The organism is Microbacterium sp. NPDC089695 (assembly GCF_044749085.1).
Classification (GTDB): Bacteria; Actinomycetota; Actinomycetes; order Actinomycetales; family Microbacteriaceae; genus Microbacterium.
This window is the reverse complement of the sequence record NZ_JBIVHG010000001.1, coordinates 1,367,651-1,383,708: the sequence shown is the minus strand read 5'-3', so window position 1 is coordinate 1,383,708 and position 16,058 is coordinate 1,367,651. Positions and strand designations below refer to the sequence as shown.

Genomic DNA, 16,058 nt, shown 5'->3' with positions numbered 1-16,058 from the left:
TGGCGGCGTAGGTAAGGCTCGGCTAAGTTGGAACGGTACCGATCCGCCGACCCGGGGTGATGCCGTGCGCTCGACCGAGCCTCTGCTGAGCGTGCGCGACCTCTCGATCACGCACGCGGATGCCGCGCACCCCTCCCCCGGAGACGTCACGTTCGACATCCGCCCCGGCGAGGTCGTGCTGCTGCTCGGGCCATCCGGCTCCGGTAAGTCCACGCTGACGCTCGCACTCAACGGCCTCATCCCGCACGCGGTCCCCTCGACCATGACGGGCACCGTCTCGGCGGGCGGCATCGATACGGCCGATGCGCTCACCTCCACGCTCAGCACGCACGTCGCCATGGTGTTCCAGGATCCCGACGCGCAGATCGTCACCGGTACGGTGTACGACGAGGTCGCGTTCGGCCCCGAGAACCTGCTGCTGCCGCTCGACGAGGTGCACGCGCGCGTCGAAGACGCCCTGCGCCGGGTCGGGCTGTGGGAGCGTCGAGACGAGAACCCCGACCGGCTCTCGGGCGGCGGACGCCAGCGCCTCGCGATCGGCTGCGCGCTCGCGATGGGCTCGCCACTGATCGTGCTCGACGAGCCGACCGCGAACCTCGACCCGCAGGGCATCGACGACGTGTACGCGGCGCTCGCCGACGTGATCGCGGCCGGCGACCGGGCGATCCTGCTCGTCGAGCACAACCTCGATGCGGCCATGGCTTTCGTGACGCGGACGATCGTGCTCGATCGCGCGGGACGGGTCGCGTTCGACGGGGTGCCGGCCGACGTCATCCGCGGCCACGTCGACGAGCTTCTCGACATGGGGGTCTGGCTGCCCGCCGCGACGCTCGCCGCCCTCCGGATGCAGGATGCCGGCGCGCGCTTCGACCCGCTGCCGCTCACGCCCGACGAGCTCGCCGCGGCGCTCGCTGCACCCCGATCGTTGAGCGAGGAGCGCAGCGACGAGACGAAACGCGCTACTCACCGCGGATCGGCTCACCCCGTTTCGTCTCGCTCCGCTCGCTCAACGACCAGGACCGACCTCGATCGCGGGGCGACCCCCGACACCCCGATCATCCGTGCCTCCGGTCTGACGGTGCGACGCCATCGCACCGAGATCCTGCACGGGATCGACCTCGAGATCGCACCCGGCACCCTCACCGCGATCGTCGGCACGAACGGCGCGGGGAAGACCACGCTGCTGCAGTCGCTCGCGGGCGTGGTGCCGCCGCCGAAGCGACAGGTGACGGTCGACGGCGTCGACCCGGCATCCGCGTCGCCGCGCGAGCTGGCGAGCCGCATCGGCTTCGTGTTCCAGAACCCCGAGCACCAGTTCATCACGCACACCGTGTTCGACGAGCTCGCGCACGGCCTGCGGCTGCGACGCACTCCGGATGCCGAGATCGCCGAGCGCGTCGGGTCGATGCTCGAGCGATTCGGCATCGAGGCCAAGGCGGACGTGCACCCGTTCCTGCTCTCGGGCGGGGAGAAGCGGCGGCTCTCGGTCGGAACCGCGCTGATCACGCGTCCGCGGGTACTGGCCCTCGACGAGCCGACGTTCGGCCAGGACCGAGCCCGGGCATCCGAGCTGCTCGCTCTGCTGCACGACCTGCGCGACGAGGGCACGACCATCCTCATCGTGACGCACGACCTGCAGCTCGTCGCCGAGCACGCGACGCACACCGTGATCCTCCACGAGGGCCGGGTGCACGCCGCGGGGGCGACCTCGACGCTGTTCGCCGACGAGCAGACGTTCCGCGCGGCGGGGCTGCGACTCCCCCCGCTGCAGCGCGTGCTCGCCGCCGCCGGACGGGAGCTCGCATGAGCGTCTCGACATTCGACCCGTACGCCGCGGTCACGGCATCCTCGCCGCGGCAGTTCCTCTACGCGCTGAACCCGCTCGCGAAGGTCGCGGGCGTCATCCCGGCGATGGTGCTGCTGATCTTCGTGCGCGATCTCGCGACCCCCGGGGCGTTCCTCATGCTCGCACTCGTGACGATCCTGGTTGGAGCGCGACTCACCGGGCGCCTCGCTGCACTGCTGTTCGGCCTCCTGCCCCTCGGCATCGTCGCGATCGGACTCGGGTTCTCGATCTGGGTCGATGCCGCGCTCGTCGCCGACACCCCCGCGATCGCGCGGATCGGCGAATGGACCCTGCATCAGGGAGCGCTCGCGATCGGCTTCGCGACCGCCCTCCGCCTCGGTGCGATCATCGCCCTCGCCCTGATCGGCGGCCTCACGACGAGCGGCCCCGACCTCGTGCGCGCGAGCGTGCAGCAGCTGCGCGTGCCGTATCGGGTGGGCTACACGGCCCTGGCGGCGTTCCGGTTCGTGCCGCGCTTCGGGCATGAGCTCTCGGTCATCCGCGCCGCCCACCGCGTGCGCGGCCACCACGGCGGCAGCGGCCCCTTCGCGCGCATCGCCCGCGGCTGGGGGTACATCGTCCCGCTGCTCGCGGGCGCCATCCGTCATGCCGAGCGTGTGGCTCTCGCGATGGACTCCCGCGCCTTCGGCGCGCATCCCACCCGCACCGAGCGGCATCTGGTGCCGTTCAGGGTGCGCGACACCGTGTTCATCGCGCTGTGTCTCCTCGCCTCCGCCGCGATCTTCACGGCGTTCTTCCCCTGGCAGCTGTCCTGAAAGGCATCCCATGGCATTCAGCAAGTTGGTCAAGCCCGAGTCATCCGAGCTGCTGCAGCTCACGGTGCTGCGCACGGAGCGCCTCGCCCCGCACTGGATCAGGGTCACGCTCGGCGGCGGCGAGATCGACCGGTTCCGCCCGATGGGCTTCGACCAGTGGTTCCGCCTTTTCCTGCCGATCGGAGGGGATGCCGGACTCGACCGCGTACCGGCGAAGGCGAACAAGATGTTCGGCTACCTCAAGTTCCTCCGCATCCCCGACGGCGAGCGCCCCGTGATGCGCAACTACAGCGTGCGCGCGCACCGGGCGGCGACGGCGGATGCCGGGGCCGAGATCGACGTCGACTTCGTGCTGCACGGCTCCGCCGCCGACGGCACCGCAGGCCCGGCGTCGCGCTGGGCGGAGACGTGCGAGCCGGGCGAGAACGTGCTCATCATCGACGAGGGGCTCGCGTTCAACCCCGAGCGCGGCGTCGACCGGGTCGTGCTGATCGGCGACGAGACGGCGCTGCCCGCGATCGCCTCGATCTGCGCTTCACTGCCGGCGACCGCGACCGGCACTGCGATCGTCGAGGTCCCGAGCGATGACGACGCTCTGCACTTCCCGCACCCGGAAGGGATCGACGTGGTGTGGCTCACCCGTCCGCACGAGTTCCCGCCCGGATCCCGCGCTCTGTCGCTGCTGCACGACCTCGAGCTGCCGTCCGCGCCCTTCCACGCCTACGCCGCCGGTGAGCAGTCCCTCGCCTCGGGGGTGCGCAAGCACCTCGTCGGAGAACGCGGCGTCGACAAGAACGCCGTGAGCTTCTGCGGGTACTGGAAGGTCGGCGCCGCGTCACCGGCATCCAAGGCCGCGCGGGATGCTGCCGCGGAGCCCCTCGCATGAGCGACGCGACCAGCCGCCCGAGATTCCGGTTCCCGACCGCGATCCTGCTGACCTGCGCGGCGCTCGGCGTCGCCGGCGGCATCCTGCTCGCACCGGCCAACTGGATCTCGACGCTGTTGTTCGCCGGCCTCCCGTTCGTGAGCGTCGGCATCGCCGGGCTCTGGCTGCTCCCCTCGGTGATCGCGCTGCGGCTGCTGCGCCGACCGCTCGTGGGCCTCCTCGTCGGCCTCCTCGCGGGACTCGTGATCGTGCCGTTCTCGGGATACGGCTTCAGCAGCGTCGCGACGAACGTGTGGTGGGCGGCGTTCACCGAGCTGCCGTTCCTGTTCGTGCTGTGGCGCTACTGGGGCACCTGGCTGCACTACCTGGGCGCGGCGATCGTCGGCATCCTGTATCCGATCCTCGCGTGGCAGTCGTTCCACCTGGGGAGTTTCGATCTCGGTCTGCAGATCGCGTTCTTCGCGATCACCCTGGCCAGCTGCCTGGGCGGCACGGCCCTCGGCATCCTCATCGCCGACCGTCTGCGGAAGGCCGGTGTCGGCACGCGTCTTCCCCGCTGACCCGCGCGGGGTGCGGGTCACAGGGACAGATGCAGACGCAGCGCCTCGTCGACGGCCGCCATCAGCTCGGCGGGTACCCACCCCACGGGCCTCACGATCCGCGCGACGGCGACGGTGCGCACCTGTTCGGCCTGTGCTTTCGAGTCGCGGTCCAGACCGGTCGCCCCCGCGCTCCGCGCGTCGAAAGACGGAAAACGCTCCGGAAGCGGGTGCTTCCGGAGCGTTTTCCTTCTTTCGACCGGTGTCGGCCGGAGCGACTCAGCGCTTGCCGGCGATCTGCCGACCCACGAGGTCGCGCATGATCTCGTTCGTGCCGCCGTAGATGCGGTGCACCCGGGCATCCGTGAACGCTCGAGCGATCGGGTACTCCATGATGTAGCCGTAGCCGCCGTGCAGCTGCACGCCGATGTCGAGCACCTCCCACTCGCGCTCGGTGGCCCAGAACTTGACCTTCGCCGCGTCCTCGGCCGACAGCTTCCCCTGCGAGTACGTGCGGAGCGCACGGTCGATGTAGGCCCACATCGCGTCGGTCGTCGCGGCCATGTCAGCGAGGCGGAAGCGGGTGTTCTGGAAGTCGGCGATGCGCTCGCCGAACGCCTCACGGTCTTTCGTGTAGGCGACGGTCCAGTCGAGGGCGGCCTGCGCGGCGGCGGCCGCGGCGACCCCGATCGACAGACGCTCGAGCGGCAGATTGAGCATGAGCTGGATGAACCCCTGCCCCTCCTTGCCGCTGATGAGGTTCTCGTCGGGGATGAACACATCGGTGAAGCTGAGCTCGGCGGTGTCCCAGCCGTGGAAGCCCATCTTGCTGAGCTTCTTGCCCTGGTCGAAGCCCTCCATGCCCTTCTCGACGAGAAGCAGGCTGAAGGCATCGGGGCGGTTGCCCTCGCCGGTCTTCACGAACGTCACGACGACGTCGGCGGTCGCACCCGAGGAGATGAACGTCTTGGCGCCGTTGAGGATGTAGCCCCCGTCGACCTTCTTTGCGTTGGTCTTGATACCGCGGAGGTCGGACCCCGCTCCGGGATCGGTCATCGCGAGCGCGCCGAGCACCTCGCCCGTGGCCATGCGGGGCAGCCATTTCTCCTTCTGCTCCTGCGTGCCCATGTGCACGAGGTACGGCACGGCGAGGTCGTCCTGGATCCCGAACGCTCCGGCGAGCGACCCGGCACCCGAAGCGATGACCTCCTCCATCACGATCGTGCGGAAGCGGTAGTCCTGCAGCATCCCCGCACCGCCGAACTCCTCGGGGACGGACAGTCCGATGAGGCCTGCCTCACCCGCGGCGAGCATGGTGTCGCGGTCGATCTCGCCCGCGGCGTCCCACCGTTCGATGGCCTCGTTGTTCACGTGCCGCTTGACGAAATCCTTGACGAGGTCGCGGAAAGCCTCGTGATCCTCTTCGTAGATGTCGCGTTCCATGGCGTCCTCCCGAACGTGTCGTGCGTCGTTGCTCCGGCGATCATATGCCGGTACAGCGAGGCGACGACAGTGCGTTGTGAGAATGCATCCCACATTCCATGGGACTGGGTACCGCGATTGTCGGATGCCGCCAGACACCCTTCTCGCGACGGATCAGTCGGCGTAATCGGGTGCGGCCGGCAGCCCGAAGAACTCCTCCAGCGTGTGGAATCCGCCGTGGTGATACGCCGCGGCGAGCTCATGACCGAGGTAGCGCAGATGCCACGGCTCCGGCTTGTAGCCGGTGATGGCGGATCCGACCTCCTCGTAGCGCACGATGAAGCCGTACTCCCAGGCGTTCTCCGCGACCCACGCCCCCTGCGCCGTGCCGCCGAAGGCGTCGATCTCACCGCATCCGGGAGAGCACGCCACGACGTCGACGGCGAGTCCGGTCTGATGCTCGCTGAAGCCGGCTCGCGCCGAGGCGGCGTCGGCCTGCGTCTGCCCGCTGTTGCGCACGTGCGCGGCATGCGTCGAGACCTGCAGATCGTACGAGCGGTAGCCGTTGTTCGCGCCGATCTCGCCGACGCCCTCGGCCACCGCAGCGGCCGCCATCTCACCGACCGCGGTGGCGACGTCGGCGCGCGCCTGCCCGGAGCGGGTGGTCATCTGCAGCGGGATCTCGGTGAGCGATGCCGGCGCGAACTCCACCGGGTTCAACGGACGGGCCTTGTTCACGACGACCCAGACATGCGCCGGATCGTCGAGCGCGACACAGGGCGCGTTGCCTGCGACGACGGCGGCCTGGAAGCTCGCACCCCCGCCGAACCCCGCGATGATCGCCGCGTCGTCGGCGATCGCGATGGCCTCCAGCACGCTCGGCTCCGAGCACGGGTCGGCGGCCGTCGTCGCACCGACCTGCACGGCGGGGACCTCGGCGATCACGACGGGCTCGGGCATGACCGCGTCCTGCTGCGCCGAGGTCGCGACCGGTGCTGCGGCGAGCGACAGCAGGACGCCGATCGCGGTCACGGCGACGCCGATGGGCAGTGCGGGACCGCTGATCGGGGTACGCGGCGCCGCATGCCGAGGCTGCGGCGTGAGGGTCATCCCTCCATTGTGCCGCGACTGCCCGGATGCTGCATCCAGGGTGCGCGGTCGCGGCTGTGTAGGGTGGGCCGGTGAGCACAGCGTCGAGCAGCCGCCCCGGGTGGCGTGAGATGGACCCGGCCGACCGAGAGTCCGCGTGGGATCGTTTCGAGGCGCGGTACGGATTCCGCGCCTCGGTGGATCCGTCCGGGTGGCCGGCGATCTCCGAGCCGACGCCGTCGATCACGTTCGATCTCTCGGCGATCCCGAGCGGACCGGAGCTGGTGGCCGCGTTCGCCGCTGTGAACGCCGAGGCGCTGCGGTGCTTCGTGTGGGCGCTCGGCGATGTCGACGAGTTCGTCGTGCTCGACTGGCAGCACACGGGGTGGTGGTTCGACCCACGCCTCGACGACGCCCCCGTGCAGTGGGACGACGTGAACCGATCGCAGCCGACGGTGTTCCCCGACGGCGACTACTTCGCCTTCCTCAGCCCCGACCTGTCCGAGGGCACCTTCGGCCACCCGTGGGAGCAGACGCTGTGCGTCATGGGCGAGCGCCTGGTCGGCACTCTCGGACGAACGCTCGCGACGTGGCTGCCGGTCGTGAGGGTCGACGACGCCATAACGACGCCCTGAATACATTTCGTAGTTATCTTCGCACGACGCTTGCTTAACATCCGTCTTTATGTTCGAATGAGGGCATGAGATGGCAGGGGCAGAAGGTCGGCGACGTCGACGCCGCCGCGCTCCCCGGCCTCGAAGACCGCAAGAGCGTGCTGCGCACGGTCACGACACCGGAGTTCGCCGGGATGACCTTCCACGAAGTCCTCTCGAAGTCCGCGCTCAACCACGTGCCCGGCGCATCGCGCATGCCGTTCGCCTGGACCATCAACCCCTACCGCGGCTGCAGTCATGCCTGCACGTACTGTTTCGCGCGCGGTACGCACGAGTACCTCGACCTCGACGGCGGAGCCGACTTCGACTCGCAGATCGTCGTGAAGACCAACGTCGTCGAGGTGCTCGAACGCGAACTGCGCAAGGGGAGCTGGCGCCACGAGACCGTCGCCCTGGGCACGAACACCGACCCGTACCAGCGCGCCGAGGGTCGCTACAAGCTCATGCCGGGCATCATCGAAGCGCTGGCCGCGTCGGGTACGCCGATCTCGATCCTCACGAAGGGCACGCTGATCCGCCGCGACATCCCCCTGCTCGTGAGGGCCGCGCAGCGGGTGCCCGTCGATGTGCAGATGTCGATCGCGATGTACGACGACGACCTGCAGAAGGCCATCGAACCCGGTGCCCCCAGCACCCAGGCCCGACTCGACGCCGTGAAGACGCTGGCGGATGCCGGGTTCCCCTCGACCGTGTTCCTGATGCCGATCATGCCCCACATGACCGACTCGGTCGAGGCGATCGACACGGCTCTGCGCCGCATCAAGGACGCCGGCGCCCGGCGCGTGATCTACGGGGCCCTGCACCTGCGCCCCGGCGTCAAACCGTGGTTCATGCAGTGGCTCGAACGTGCACGACCCGATCTGGTGTCGTCGTATCTGGGCCTGTACCCCGGGGTCTCGGCCGAAGCGCCGAAGGGCTACCGACAGTGGCTCGCCAAACGGGCACGGCCGCTGCTGCGGATGCACGGACTGGACGGCCGCGACGAGGACGACTACCCGCAGCGGGGGTCGCGGATCGGGCAGGGGCGTGTCGGCGCGGACGGCTTCCGTGCGACGGGGCCGTCGGCTCCTGCGCCGGCGCGGCCCCCTGCACCGTCACAGCCCATGCTGTTCTGAGCGACGCGGCGAGCGGGGCCGACGGCATCCCATAGGCTCGATGACTATGGCGATCGGCTCGACAATCCACACGTTCGACGTGCAACTGGCAGACACCGATCGCGGCGTCTACGAGGACTACTCGCTGCGCGCAGCCCGGCATCCGTCGGAGACCGACGCCTACATGCTCACCCGCGTGCTCGCCTACGGCCTGGAGCACACCGAGGGCATCGCGTTCGGCGGCAGTGTCTCGTCGACCGAGGAGCCCGCCGTCATCGCCCGCGACCTCACCGGCGCCATCACCTCATGGATCGAGGTCGGCGCCCCCGACGCCGACCGCCTGCATCACGCCACCCGGCTCGCCGACCGCGTCGTCGTCTACACGCACCGCGACCCCGCGAAGGTCATGGCCCCGTGGGCCGACAAGCGCATCCACCGCGCGGAGGACGTGCGGGTGTTCAGCTTCGACCCCGAGTTCATCGCGACGGCCGCACCGCTTCTCGAGCGCCGCAACACCGTGAGCATCACGGTCACCGAGCAGACGCTGTACCTGACGCTCAACGGCACGACGCTGACGACGGCGGTGCACGAGCACGCGATCGTCTGAGTCACACGGGAAGCAGCGCGTCTCGTCTCATCGCTGGGATCTTCGCTCGAGGACGAGTGACGACCGCGGGCGTTGAGCGAACGCAGGGAGACGAAACGCGCCAGCGCACGCAGAAGGCCCCGTCCACGACAGCGGAACGGGGCCTCGGAGGGCCGTGTGCACGCCCCCATCACCCTCGCGGCGCTCACAACTCCGGAGAAACGCCGCCGGCAGGGCCTGGAGCACAGGTCTCCCGGCCGTGTCGTGCGAATCTCCGGAGTTGTGGCGGCAGCGTCGAGCGCGTCAGGCTGTGAGGTCGGCGGCCGACGGCATCCGTCCGGCGATCTCCTCGATCAGGTCGTCGTCGACGCGCGCGTTCTCGAACGGCGCCTCGATCTCGGCCCGACCCAGCAGCTCGCTCATGCGGCGCTGGCGCTGGCGCGTGATGAGCGTGACGACACGACCCGAACGGCCCGCCCGACCCGTGCGGCCGGAGCGGTGCAGGTACGTCTTGTACTCGTCGGGAGCGTCGGCCTGCACCACGAGGTCGATGTCGTCGACATGGATGCCGCGGGCGGCGACATCGGTGGCGACGAGAACGTTCACGCGGCCCGAGGTCAGACGCTCGAGGTTGCGCGTGCGCTTGCCCTGGTTGAGGTCGCCGTGCAGCGACACCGCGGGGATGCCGGCGTCGTCGAACTGCTCGGCGAGCATCTCGGCGTAGGCGCGGGTGCGCGCGAACACGAGCGTCTTGCCCTCGCGGTCGACGAGCGACGTGAGGATCTCAGCCTTGTCGCGGTGCTCGATCACGAGCACGCGGTGCTCGATCGTGCCCGAGTCCTGGTCTTCTCCGGCGACCTCGTAGACGGCCGGGTCGACGAGGAACTCGTCGACGAGCGACGCGACCTCGCGGTCGAGCGTCGCCGAGAACAGCAGCTTCTGACTGCCGTCGGCGGTGGCCCGGAGGATGCGCTGCACGGGCTCGACGAATCCGAGCTCGCACATGTGGTCGGCCTCGTCGAGCACCGCGATGCGGCAGTCCGACAGGTCGAGCTTGCCCTGGTTGATGAGGTCCTCGATGCGGCCGGGTGTGCCGATCACGATGTCGACGCCCTTCTTGAGCGCACCGACCTGACGCCCCTGCGGCACGCCGCCGTAGATCTGCGTCGTGAAAAGTCCGACGCTGCGGGCGATCGGCTGGATCGTGCGGTCGATCTGCAGTGCGAGCTCACGCGTCGGAGCGAGCACGATCGCACGCGGCGACCGACCGAACTCACGGCGCTTGCCGGCCTGCGACTGCAGCACCTTCTCGACGAGCGGCGCGCCGAACGCGATGGTCTTGCCCGAGCCGGTGCGCCCGCGGGCGAGCACGTCACGGCCCTCGAGCACGGCCGGGATGCTGGCGGCCTGAATCGGAAACGGCGACGCCGCCCCCATGTTCGCGAGCGTCTCGACGATGTTCGATCCGAGGCCGAGGTCGGCGAACGTCACGTCGTTCACCTCGACGGCCTGGACGGCCTTGGCCTCGAGGCGCTCGTGCACGACGTCGTCGGTCGGCTCGAACGCGGGCTTCGGCGCGGCGTTCCAGTCGCTGCGGCTCGGACGCGCATCGCGCTGCGACCGGTCGTCACGACGCGGACGCTCGGTGCGGTAAGCGCCGCCGGTCGACGGACGCGACCGCTCGTCGCGGCCACCCTCGATCGAACGCTGCGCACGGTCGCGGTCGAACGCGCGGCGGGCACGGTCGGCGTCATACGAGCGCTCGGGGCGGTCGGCGCCACGGTCGTCACGACGCGGAGCGCGGTCGCCGTAGCCGCGGTCGTCACGACGCGGACGGTCGTCACGGTCGAAACGCGGACGCTCGGCACCACGGTCGCTGTACCGGGGACGCTCGCCACGGTCGTCACGACGCGGAGCGCGGTCGCCGTACCCGCGGTCGTCACGACGCGGACGGTCGTCACGGTCGAAACGCGGACGCTCGGCACCACGGTCGCTGTACCGGGGACGCTCGCCGCGGTCGTCCCGACGTGGGGCACGGTCGCCGAACCCGCGGTCGTCACGCTGCGGACGCGCGTCACGATCGAAGCGCTGCCCGCCGCGGTCGTCACGGTCGAAACGCGGACGCTCGCCCCGGTCGTCGCGGCGCGGAGCACGGTCGTCGAAACGACGTCCGCCGCTCGGACGATCGGTGCCGTAACGGGGACGCTCACCGAAGCGCGCGTTCTCGTCGCGGCGGTGCGGCGCCTCGCGGCGTCCGGACTCGGCACGGTTGCGGATGCTGCGAGCCTCGTCGCGGCCGGCACGCTCCTGGGCGCCCCAGCGCTGCTTGGGGGCGCCGCCCTCCTCGGCGGCGCGGTATCCGCGGTGGCCGGGGCTCCGGCTGCCCGGACGACGGTCGTATCCCGTCGACGCGGTGCGCCGGTCACCGGCATCCGCACGTCCGCCTCGGGTGTCGCGGGCGTCACGCGCGTCGCGACCGCCGTCGCGACCGCCGGTGTGACGGTCGTGGAACGAGGTCTTCTTGGCGCCGTAGCGCGGCTCGAAGTTGGCGGCGGGTCGCCCGCCGCGGGGCTTCTTGTTCTTGGGCATGGGTGTGTCCTTCTGAGTTCTCGCACGAGAACAGCGCCGCGCACACGCGCGAGCACCCGGCATCCGATCTGTCGATCGTGCTGCGGGTCCGGACTGTCAGCGGCCGGGGCCATTCATGTGATGGTCGATTAACGCCGATCGGCGCTCACCATCGGCCCCTGGGCTCACACTTCTTGCACAAAAACGTCCGCGTCCATACGCGGGTGCCCGAAGCCGACCGCACCAGTGTAGCGGGCGCGCCTGGGAGACCGCCGGATCGCGCCGCACCCTACGATGTCGATGTGACCTTCGCATCCCCCACAGGCATCCAGGTTCATCTCCAGCTCGGCGACGTCTCGGCCCAGATCGCCCAGGTCGGCGCGTCGCTGCGCGCTCTGCGCATCGGCGGCGTCGACCTCGTCGCGCCGTACCCCCTCGACATCCCGACACCCTCGTGCTCGGGCGTCGTGCTCGTGCCCTGGCCGAACCGCGTGCGGGACGGCCGATGGAACGACGGCGGCGTCGAACGTCAGCTCGCGATCACCGAGCCGAAGTTCGCGAACGCGAGCCACGGACTCCTCCGGTTCACCGCATACGAGATCGAGGAGGGCGCGGCGTCGACCACGCTACGGGCGAGCGTCGTTCCGCAGACCGGCTACCCCTACCTGATCGACACGACCGTGACGTACACGCTGCGCGCCGACGGCATCGACGTCGCGCACACGCTCACGAACAGGTCGGCGACCGATGCGCCCGTCGCGCTCGGCACGCATCCGTTCGTCACGATCGGCGACGTCGCCGCATCCGAGCTGGTGCTCCGGGTTCCGGCGCACACGGCCTTCGAGACGGACGAACGGATGCTGCCGATCGGCACCGCTCCCGCCGACGAGTCTCTGCGCGAGGGCGCGCGCCTCGGCGATGTGACCCTCGACACGGGCTTCACCGACCTCGACCGCGACGCCGACGGCCTCGTGCGGCACTCGCTCACGGCGCCCGACGGCCGCCGTCTGACGCTCTGGCAGGGCGAGGGGTTCGACGTCGTGCAGGTCTTCACGACCGACAAGTACCCCGGGCGACCGCTGGCCGTCGCGATCGAGCCGATGACGGCCCCGGCGGATGCGCTGAACAGCGGCCGGGGCCTCCGGCACCTCGCTCCCGAGGAGACGTGGACGCTGCGCTGGGGCCTGACCCTGTCCTGACCCGCTATCCCCGCTCTCGGAGCTCCCGCCGGAGGCGGCGTCCGGCATCTCACAACTCCGGAGATCCGGCCCGCTAAACCGCTGCCAAGGCGCTCGCGGCCCTAGGAGCGGCCGGTTCTCCGGAGTTGTGACGGCGAGACGCCTGCGCCGGCGAGGCAGAACGCCGCCCTCGAGGGCTACAGGGCCCCGCGCTCCCGGAGCACCCGCCGCGTCAACTGCGGTGCGTGCGGGAGAGCGGATGCGGTGGCGGCCGCGCCGGTCAGCATCGGGGCGTCCGGGCCACCGGGGGTGCTGCCCCCGGCATCCGCGGCATCCGTGCCACCGCCCTTGCGGGCGCGACGCCGCTCCCGGGCACCCTCGACGAGGTTGTAGAGGGTGGGCAGCACGACGAGCGTGAGCACGGTCGACGACAGCAGTCCGCCGATCACGACGAGCGCCAGCGGCTGCGAGATGAAGCCTCCGTGCCCGGTGATGCCGAGCGCCATCGGCGTCAGCGCGAGGATCGTCGCGAGCGCCGTCATGAGGATCGGACGCAGACGCTTCTCACCGCCCGCCATGACGGCCTCGGCCACCGACAGCCCTCGTTCTCGGTACTGGTTGACGAGGTCGATGAGCACGATCGCGTTCGTCACCACGATGCCGATCAGCATGAGCACGCCGATCAGCGAGGCCACCCCGAGGGGCACACCCGTGACGATCTGCAGCAGGATCGCGCCGGTCGCCGCGAACGGCACCGAGATCAGCAGCAGCAGCGGCTGACGCAGCGACTTGAACGTCGCGACCATCACCACGTACACGATGAGGATCGCCGCGAGCATCGCGAGGCCCAGCTGCGAGAACGAATCGGCCTGCTGCGAGGCCACACCGCCCACCTCGGCGGAGGCGCCGTCGGGAAGATCGACCGCCGCGAGCGCCTCGGTGACCGACTGCGTCGCGGTCGCGAGGTTGTCGGATGCCGGAGGCACGGTGATCGTGACGGTGCGGCGCCCCTGCTCCGTGGTGATCGAGGTCGGGCCGTTGCGCTCCTCGACGGTCGCGATGTCCTGGAGCTGCACGATGCCGCGTGGGGTCGGGATCGTGAGCGCGCGCAGCGCGTCGGCGGTGGCCGGCGGTTCGGCGGTGGCGAGGTACACGGTCAGCGACGTGTCGTCGATCTCGACGGTTCCGAGCTGCTGCGGGCGCATCGTGTTCGACACGATCGCCCCCACGGCGACCTCCGACAGGCCGCGTTCGGCCGCAGCGTCACGGTCGACGACGACGGCGAGGTACGGCAGTGCGGCCGCGAGGTTGTCGGTCACCTGACCGATGCCGGCACGACCGTCGAGCTCGTCGACCACCGCGCTCGTGGCGGCGTCGAGGTCGTCGGCGGTCGAGGCGGAGACCGTGATCTCGATGTCGCTCGATCCGAGGCCGGCGGAGGCCGCGACGGCGACCTCTCCGGCATCCGTGAGCTTCTCGATCGCGTCCTGCACCTCGGCGCGGAGTTCCTCCTGGTCGGCGTCGCTGTCGGTGAGCACCGAGTACGTCACGCCGGCTCCGCCCGAGAACGCGTCGCGGAGGGCCGATCCACTCGATCCGATCGACGCCTGCACGTGCGTGACGCCGTCGATGTCGAGCAGGGCGTCCTCCACCGCGACGGCCGCCTCGGACTTGGTCTCGAGGCTCGCCGTCGGGCCGAGGTCCTGCGTGACGGTCATCGTGTTCTGCCCGGAGTCGCTGAGGAAGTTGACCTTCATGAGCGGTGCGGCCGCGAGCGTCGCTCCGAGCACGACCACGGCGAGGATCACGGTGATGCCGGAGTGCTTCAGCGTCCATCCGAGGATCGGTCGGTACGCCTTCTGGAGGCGCGTGGGCGGAGCATCCGGGTGCTCGGGGTCGATCTGCACGCCGTTCTCGTCGAGCAGGGGCTTGCCCGGCCGCAGGAACCAGTAGGCCAGCACGGGCACGATCGTGAGCGACACGAGCAGCGAGGCGACCATGGCGATCGTGACCGTGACCGCGAACGGCCGGAACAGCTCGCCCACCATGTCGCCGACGAACACGATCGGGAGGAACACCGCGACCGTCGTGATGGTCGACGAGGTCACAGCCATCGCGACCTCGCGCACAGCGAGCCTGATCGCGTCGCCCTTGTCGGCGTCGCCGACGTAGTGCCGCTTGATGTTCTCGATCACGACGATCGAGTCGTCGACCACACGCCCGATCGCGATCGTGAGCGCGCCCAGCGTGAGGATGTTGAGCGAATACCCGAACGCCTGCAGACCGATGAAGGTTATCAGCACGCTGGTCGGGATGGAGATCGCCGTCACCAGGGTCGAGCGGATCGACAGCAGGAACACGAGGATGACGATCACGGCGAAGACGAGACCGAGCATCCCCTCGGTCGCGAGCGTGTCGATGGACTGCACGATGAACGGCGCCTGGTCGAAGATGATCGTGAACTCGGCATCCGGGAACGCCTCGCCGATCGTGTCGAGCGCCGCGATCACGCCCTGCGACACCTCGACCGTGTTCGCGGCGGGGAGCTTCGTGACCGAGATCGACAGTGCGTCCTCGCCGTCGACCCGCGAGATCGACGAGACCGGGTCGCTCTCCTGCACCACGGTCGCGACGTCGCCGATCGTGGCTCCGGTGCCGACGAGCGGAAGCGCCGCGATCTCCTCCACCGAGGTGATCTTGGCGCCCGTCTGCACGGTCAGCGTCTGCCCGTTCTCCGTGATGTCGCCACCCGGGAACAGCGTGCCGTTCTGCTGGAGCGCCGTGCCGATCGCCTGGGTGCTCTCGCCGAGCGCGGCGAGGGCCGCGACGTCGGGGGTGATGGTGATGCGCTGCCCGACGCCGCCGATGATCTGCGCGGCGTTCACTCCGTCGACATCCTCGAGCTCGGGGATCGCGACGTTCTGCAGCTCGGCCTGCGCGTTCTCCGCGTCGTCGAAGCCGGTCACGGCGACCTGGATCACCGGGAAGTCGTCGATCGACACCGCGAGCACCTGGGGGCTGACATCCTCCGGCAGCTGACCGGAGATGCGGTTGATCGCCTGCTGGATCTTCTGCTCCGCCGTCGCGAGATCCGTGCCGTAGGCGAACGTCGCCTGCACGATCGACGCGTTCGTGGTGCTCGTCGCGGTCGTGCCGTCTAGCCCGGGCACGCCCTGGATGGCCGCCTCGATCGGCGTCGACACGTCGTTCTCGACGACCTCGGGCGAGGCTCCGGGGTACGTGGTCATGACCATGAGGTTCGGCAGCTCGAGCGAAGGGATGAGCTCCTGCTTGAGGTTGGTCAACGCGAGGCCGCCGAAGACCGCGGCGACGATCGTGATGAGGGCGATCAGCGCCCGGTTCTTCAGGCTGAGGACGGCGAGGTTCGACACGGGTTCTC

General features: G+C 70.0%; 13 protein-coding genes. 8 read left to right on the top strand and 5 right to left on the bottom strand.

All coding sequences use genetic code 11. The annotated features are described in order from the left end of the window. Positions 1-64 precede the first annotated feature (64 nt). Genes ACIPYT_RS06825 through ACIPYT_RS06810 form a run of 4 tightly spaced genes read left to right on the top strand, consistent with a single transcriptional unit; the run spans position 65 to position 4,068 of the window. Positions 65-1,807: an ABC transporter ATP-binding protein gene (locus ACIPYT_RS06825; RefSeq protein ID WP_401071915.1), complete on the top strand. Its 1,743-nt coding sequence runs from the start codon at positions 65-67 to the stop codon at positions 1,805-1,807. Next, complete coding sequence (locus tag ACIPYT_RS06820) at positions 1,804-2,622, top strand: energy-coupling factor transporter transmembrane component T (RefSeq protein ID WP_401071913.1); 819 nt, start codon at positions 1,804-1,806, stop codon at positions 2,620-2,622. Before ACIPYT_RS06825 ends, ACIPYT_RS06820 begins: the two co-directional genes overlap by 4 nt. Before the next feature lie 10 nt (positions 2,623-2,632). Next, a complete protein-coding gene (locus tag ACIPYT_RS06815; RefSeq protein ID WP_401071911.1) occupies positions 2,633-3,508 on the top strand; it encodes a siderophore-interacting protein in 876 nt (291 codons plus the stop codon). Next, entirely contained in the window at positions 3,505-4,068 is a 564-nt protein-coding gene (locus ACIPYT_RS06810; protein WP_401071909.1) for an ECF transporter S component, read from the top strand. Before ACIPYT_RS06815 ends, ACIPYT_RS06810 begins: the two co-directional genes overlap by 4 nt. Before the next feature lie 17 nt (positions 4,069-4,085). Here ACIPYT_RS06810 and ACIPYT_RS06805 read toward each other — a convergent pair whose 3' ends face one another. The 3 genes from ACIPYT_RS06805 to ACIPYT_RS06795 form a co-directional block, all read right to left on the bottom strand. Beyond that, a complete protein-coding gene (locus ACIPYT_RS06805; protein ID WP_401071907.1) occupies positions 4,086-4,409 on the bottom strand; it encodes a type II toxin-antitoxin system PemK/MazF family toxin in 324 nt (107 codons plus the stop codon). Next, positions 4,327-5,490 carry an acyl-CoA dehydrogenase family protein gene (locus ACIPYT_RS06800; RefSeq protein WP_401071905.1) on the bottom strand — a complete coding sequence of 388 codons (1,164 nt, stop codon included), beginning with the start codon at positions 5,488-5,490 and terminating at the stop codon, positions 4,327-4,329. Before ACIPYT_RS06800 ends, ACIPYT_RS06805 begins: the two co-directional genes overlap by 83 nt. 153 nt (positions 5,491-5,643) lie before the next feature. Then, positions 5,644-6,579 (bottom strand): D-alanyl-D-alanine carboxypeptidase family protein, encoded by a 936-nt coding sequence (locus ACIPYT_RS06795; protein ID WP_401071903.1) that lies wholly within the window; start codon positions 6,577-6,579, stop codon positions 5,644-5,646. A gap of 71 nt (positions 6,580-6,650) precedes the next feature. Between ACIPYT_RS06795 and ACIPYT_RS06790 the strand changes: the two genes are divergently transcribed. The 3 genes from ACIPYT_RS06790 to ACIPYT_RS06780 all read left to right on the top strand — a co-directional run bounded on the left by ACIPYT_RS06790 (position 6,651) and on the right by ACIPYT_RS06780 (position 8,933). Next, positions 6,651-7,193 (top strand): DUF2716 domain-containing protein, encoded by a 543-nt coding sequence (locus tag ACIPYT_RS06790; protein WP_401071901.1) that lies wholly within the window; start codon positions 6,651-6,653, stop codon positions 7,191-7,193. A 65-nt stretch (positions 7,194-7,258) separates the two neighbouring features. Further along, positions 7,259-8,347 (top strand): Rv2578c family radical SAM protein, encoded by a 1,089-nt coding sequence (locus tag ACIPYT_RS06785; RefSeq protein ID WP_401071899.1) that lies wholly within the window; start codon positions 7,259-7,261, stop codon positions 8,345-8,347. Positions 8,348-8,393: 46 nt separating this feature from the next. Further along, positions 8,394-8,933: a YaeQ family protein gene (locus tag ACIPYT_RS06780; RefSeq protein WP_401074760.1), complete on the top strand. Its 540-nt coding sequence runs from the start codon at positions 8,394-8,396 to the stop codon at positions 8,931-8,933. Between the two features lie 282 nt (positions 8,934-9,215). Here ACIPYT_RS06780 and ACIPYT_RS06775 read toward each other — a convergent pair whose 3' ends face one another. Next, complete coding sequence (locus ACIPYT_RS06775) at positions 9,216-11,501, bottom strand: DEAD/DEAH box helicase (protein ID WP_401071897.1); 2,286 nt, start codon at positions 11,499-11,501, stop codon at positions 9,216-9,218. Positions 11,502-11,782: 281 nt separating this feature from the next. On the opposite strand from ACIPYT_RS06775, the gene ACIPYT_RS06770 reads away from it, so the two are divergent. Further along, positions 11,783-12,679, top strand: a complete 897-nt coding sequence (locus ACIPYT_RS06770; RefSeq protein ID WP_401071895.1) for an aldose 1-epimerase family protein — start codon at positions 11,783-11,785, stop codon at positions 12,677-12,679. 176 nt (positions 12,680-12,855) lie between these two features. Here ACIPYT_RS06770 and ACIPYT_RS06765 read toward each other — a convergent pair whose 3' ends face one another. Further along, complete coding sequence (locus ACIPYT_RS06765; RefSeq protein ID WP_401071893.1) at positions 12,856-16,050, bottom strand: efflux RND transporter permease subunit; 3,195 nt, start codon at positions 16,048-16,050, stop codon at positions 12,856-12,858. Positions 16,051-16,058 lie beyond the last annotated feature (8 nt).

What these genes read in the sequence shown, in the direction of transcription:
- ACIPYT_RS06775 (WP_401071897.1), bottom strand. Translation starts at nt 11,501, where the DNA reads ATGCCCAAGAACAAGAAGCCCCGCGGCGGGCGACCCGCCGCCAACTTC.
- ACIPYT_RS06810 (WP_401071909.1), top strand. Translation starts at nt 3,505, where the DNA reads ATGAGCGACGCGACCAGCCGCCCGAGATTCCGGTTCCCGACCGCGATC.
- ACIPYT_RS06800 (WP_401071905.1), bottom strand. Translation starts at nt 5,490, where the DNA reads ATGGAACGCGACATCTACGAAGAGGATCACGAGGCTTTCCGCGACCTC.
- ACIPYT_RS06805 (WP_401071907.1), bottom strand. Translation starts at nt 4,409, where the DNA reads ATGCCCGGGTGCACCGCATCTACGGCGGCACGAACGAGATCATGCGCG.
- ACIPYT_RS06785 (WP_401071899.1), top strand. Translation starts at nt 7,259, where the DNA reads ATGAGATGGCAGGGGCAGAAGGTCGGCGACGTCGACGCCGCCGCGCTC.
- ACIPYT_RS06820 (WP_401071913.1), top strand. Translation starts at nt 1,804, where the DNA reads ATGAGCGTCTCGACATTCGACCCGTACGCCGCGGTCACGGCATCCTCG.
- ACIPYT_RS06815 (WP_401071911.1), top strand. Translation starts at nt 2,633, where the DNA reads ATGGCATTCAGCAAGTTGGTCAAGCCCGAGTCATCCGAGCTGCTGCAG.
- ACIPYT_RS06795 (WP_401071903.1), bottom strand. Translation starts at nt 6,579, where the DNA reads ATGACCCTCACGCCGCAGCCTCGGCATGCGGCGCCGCGTACCCCGATC.
- ACIPYT_RS06780 (WP_401074760.1), top strand. Translation starts at nt 8,394, where the DNA reads ATGGCGATCGGCTCGACAATCCACACGTTCGACGTGCAACTGGCAGAC.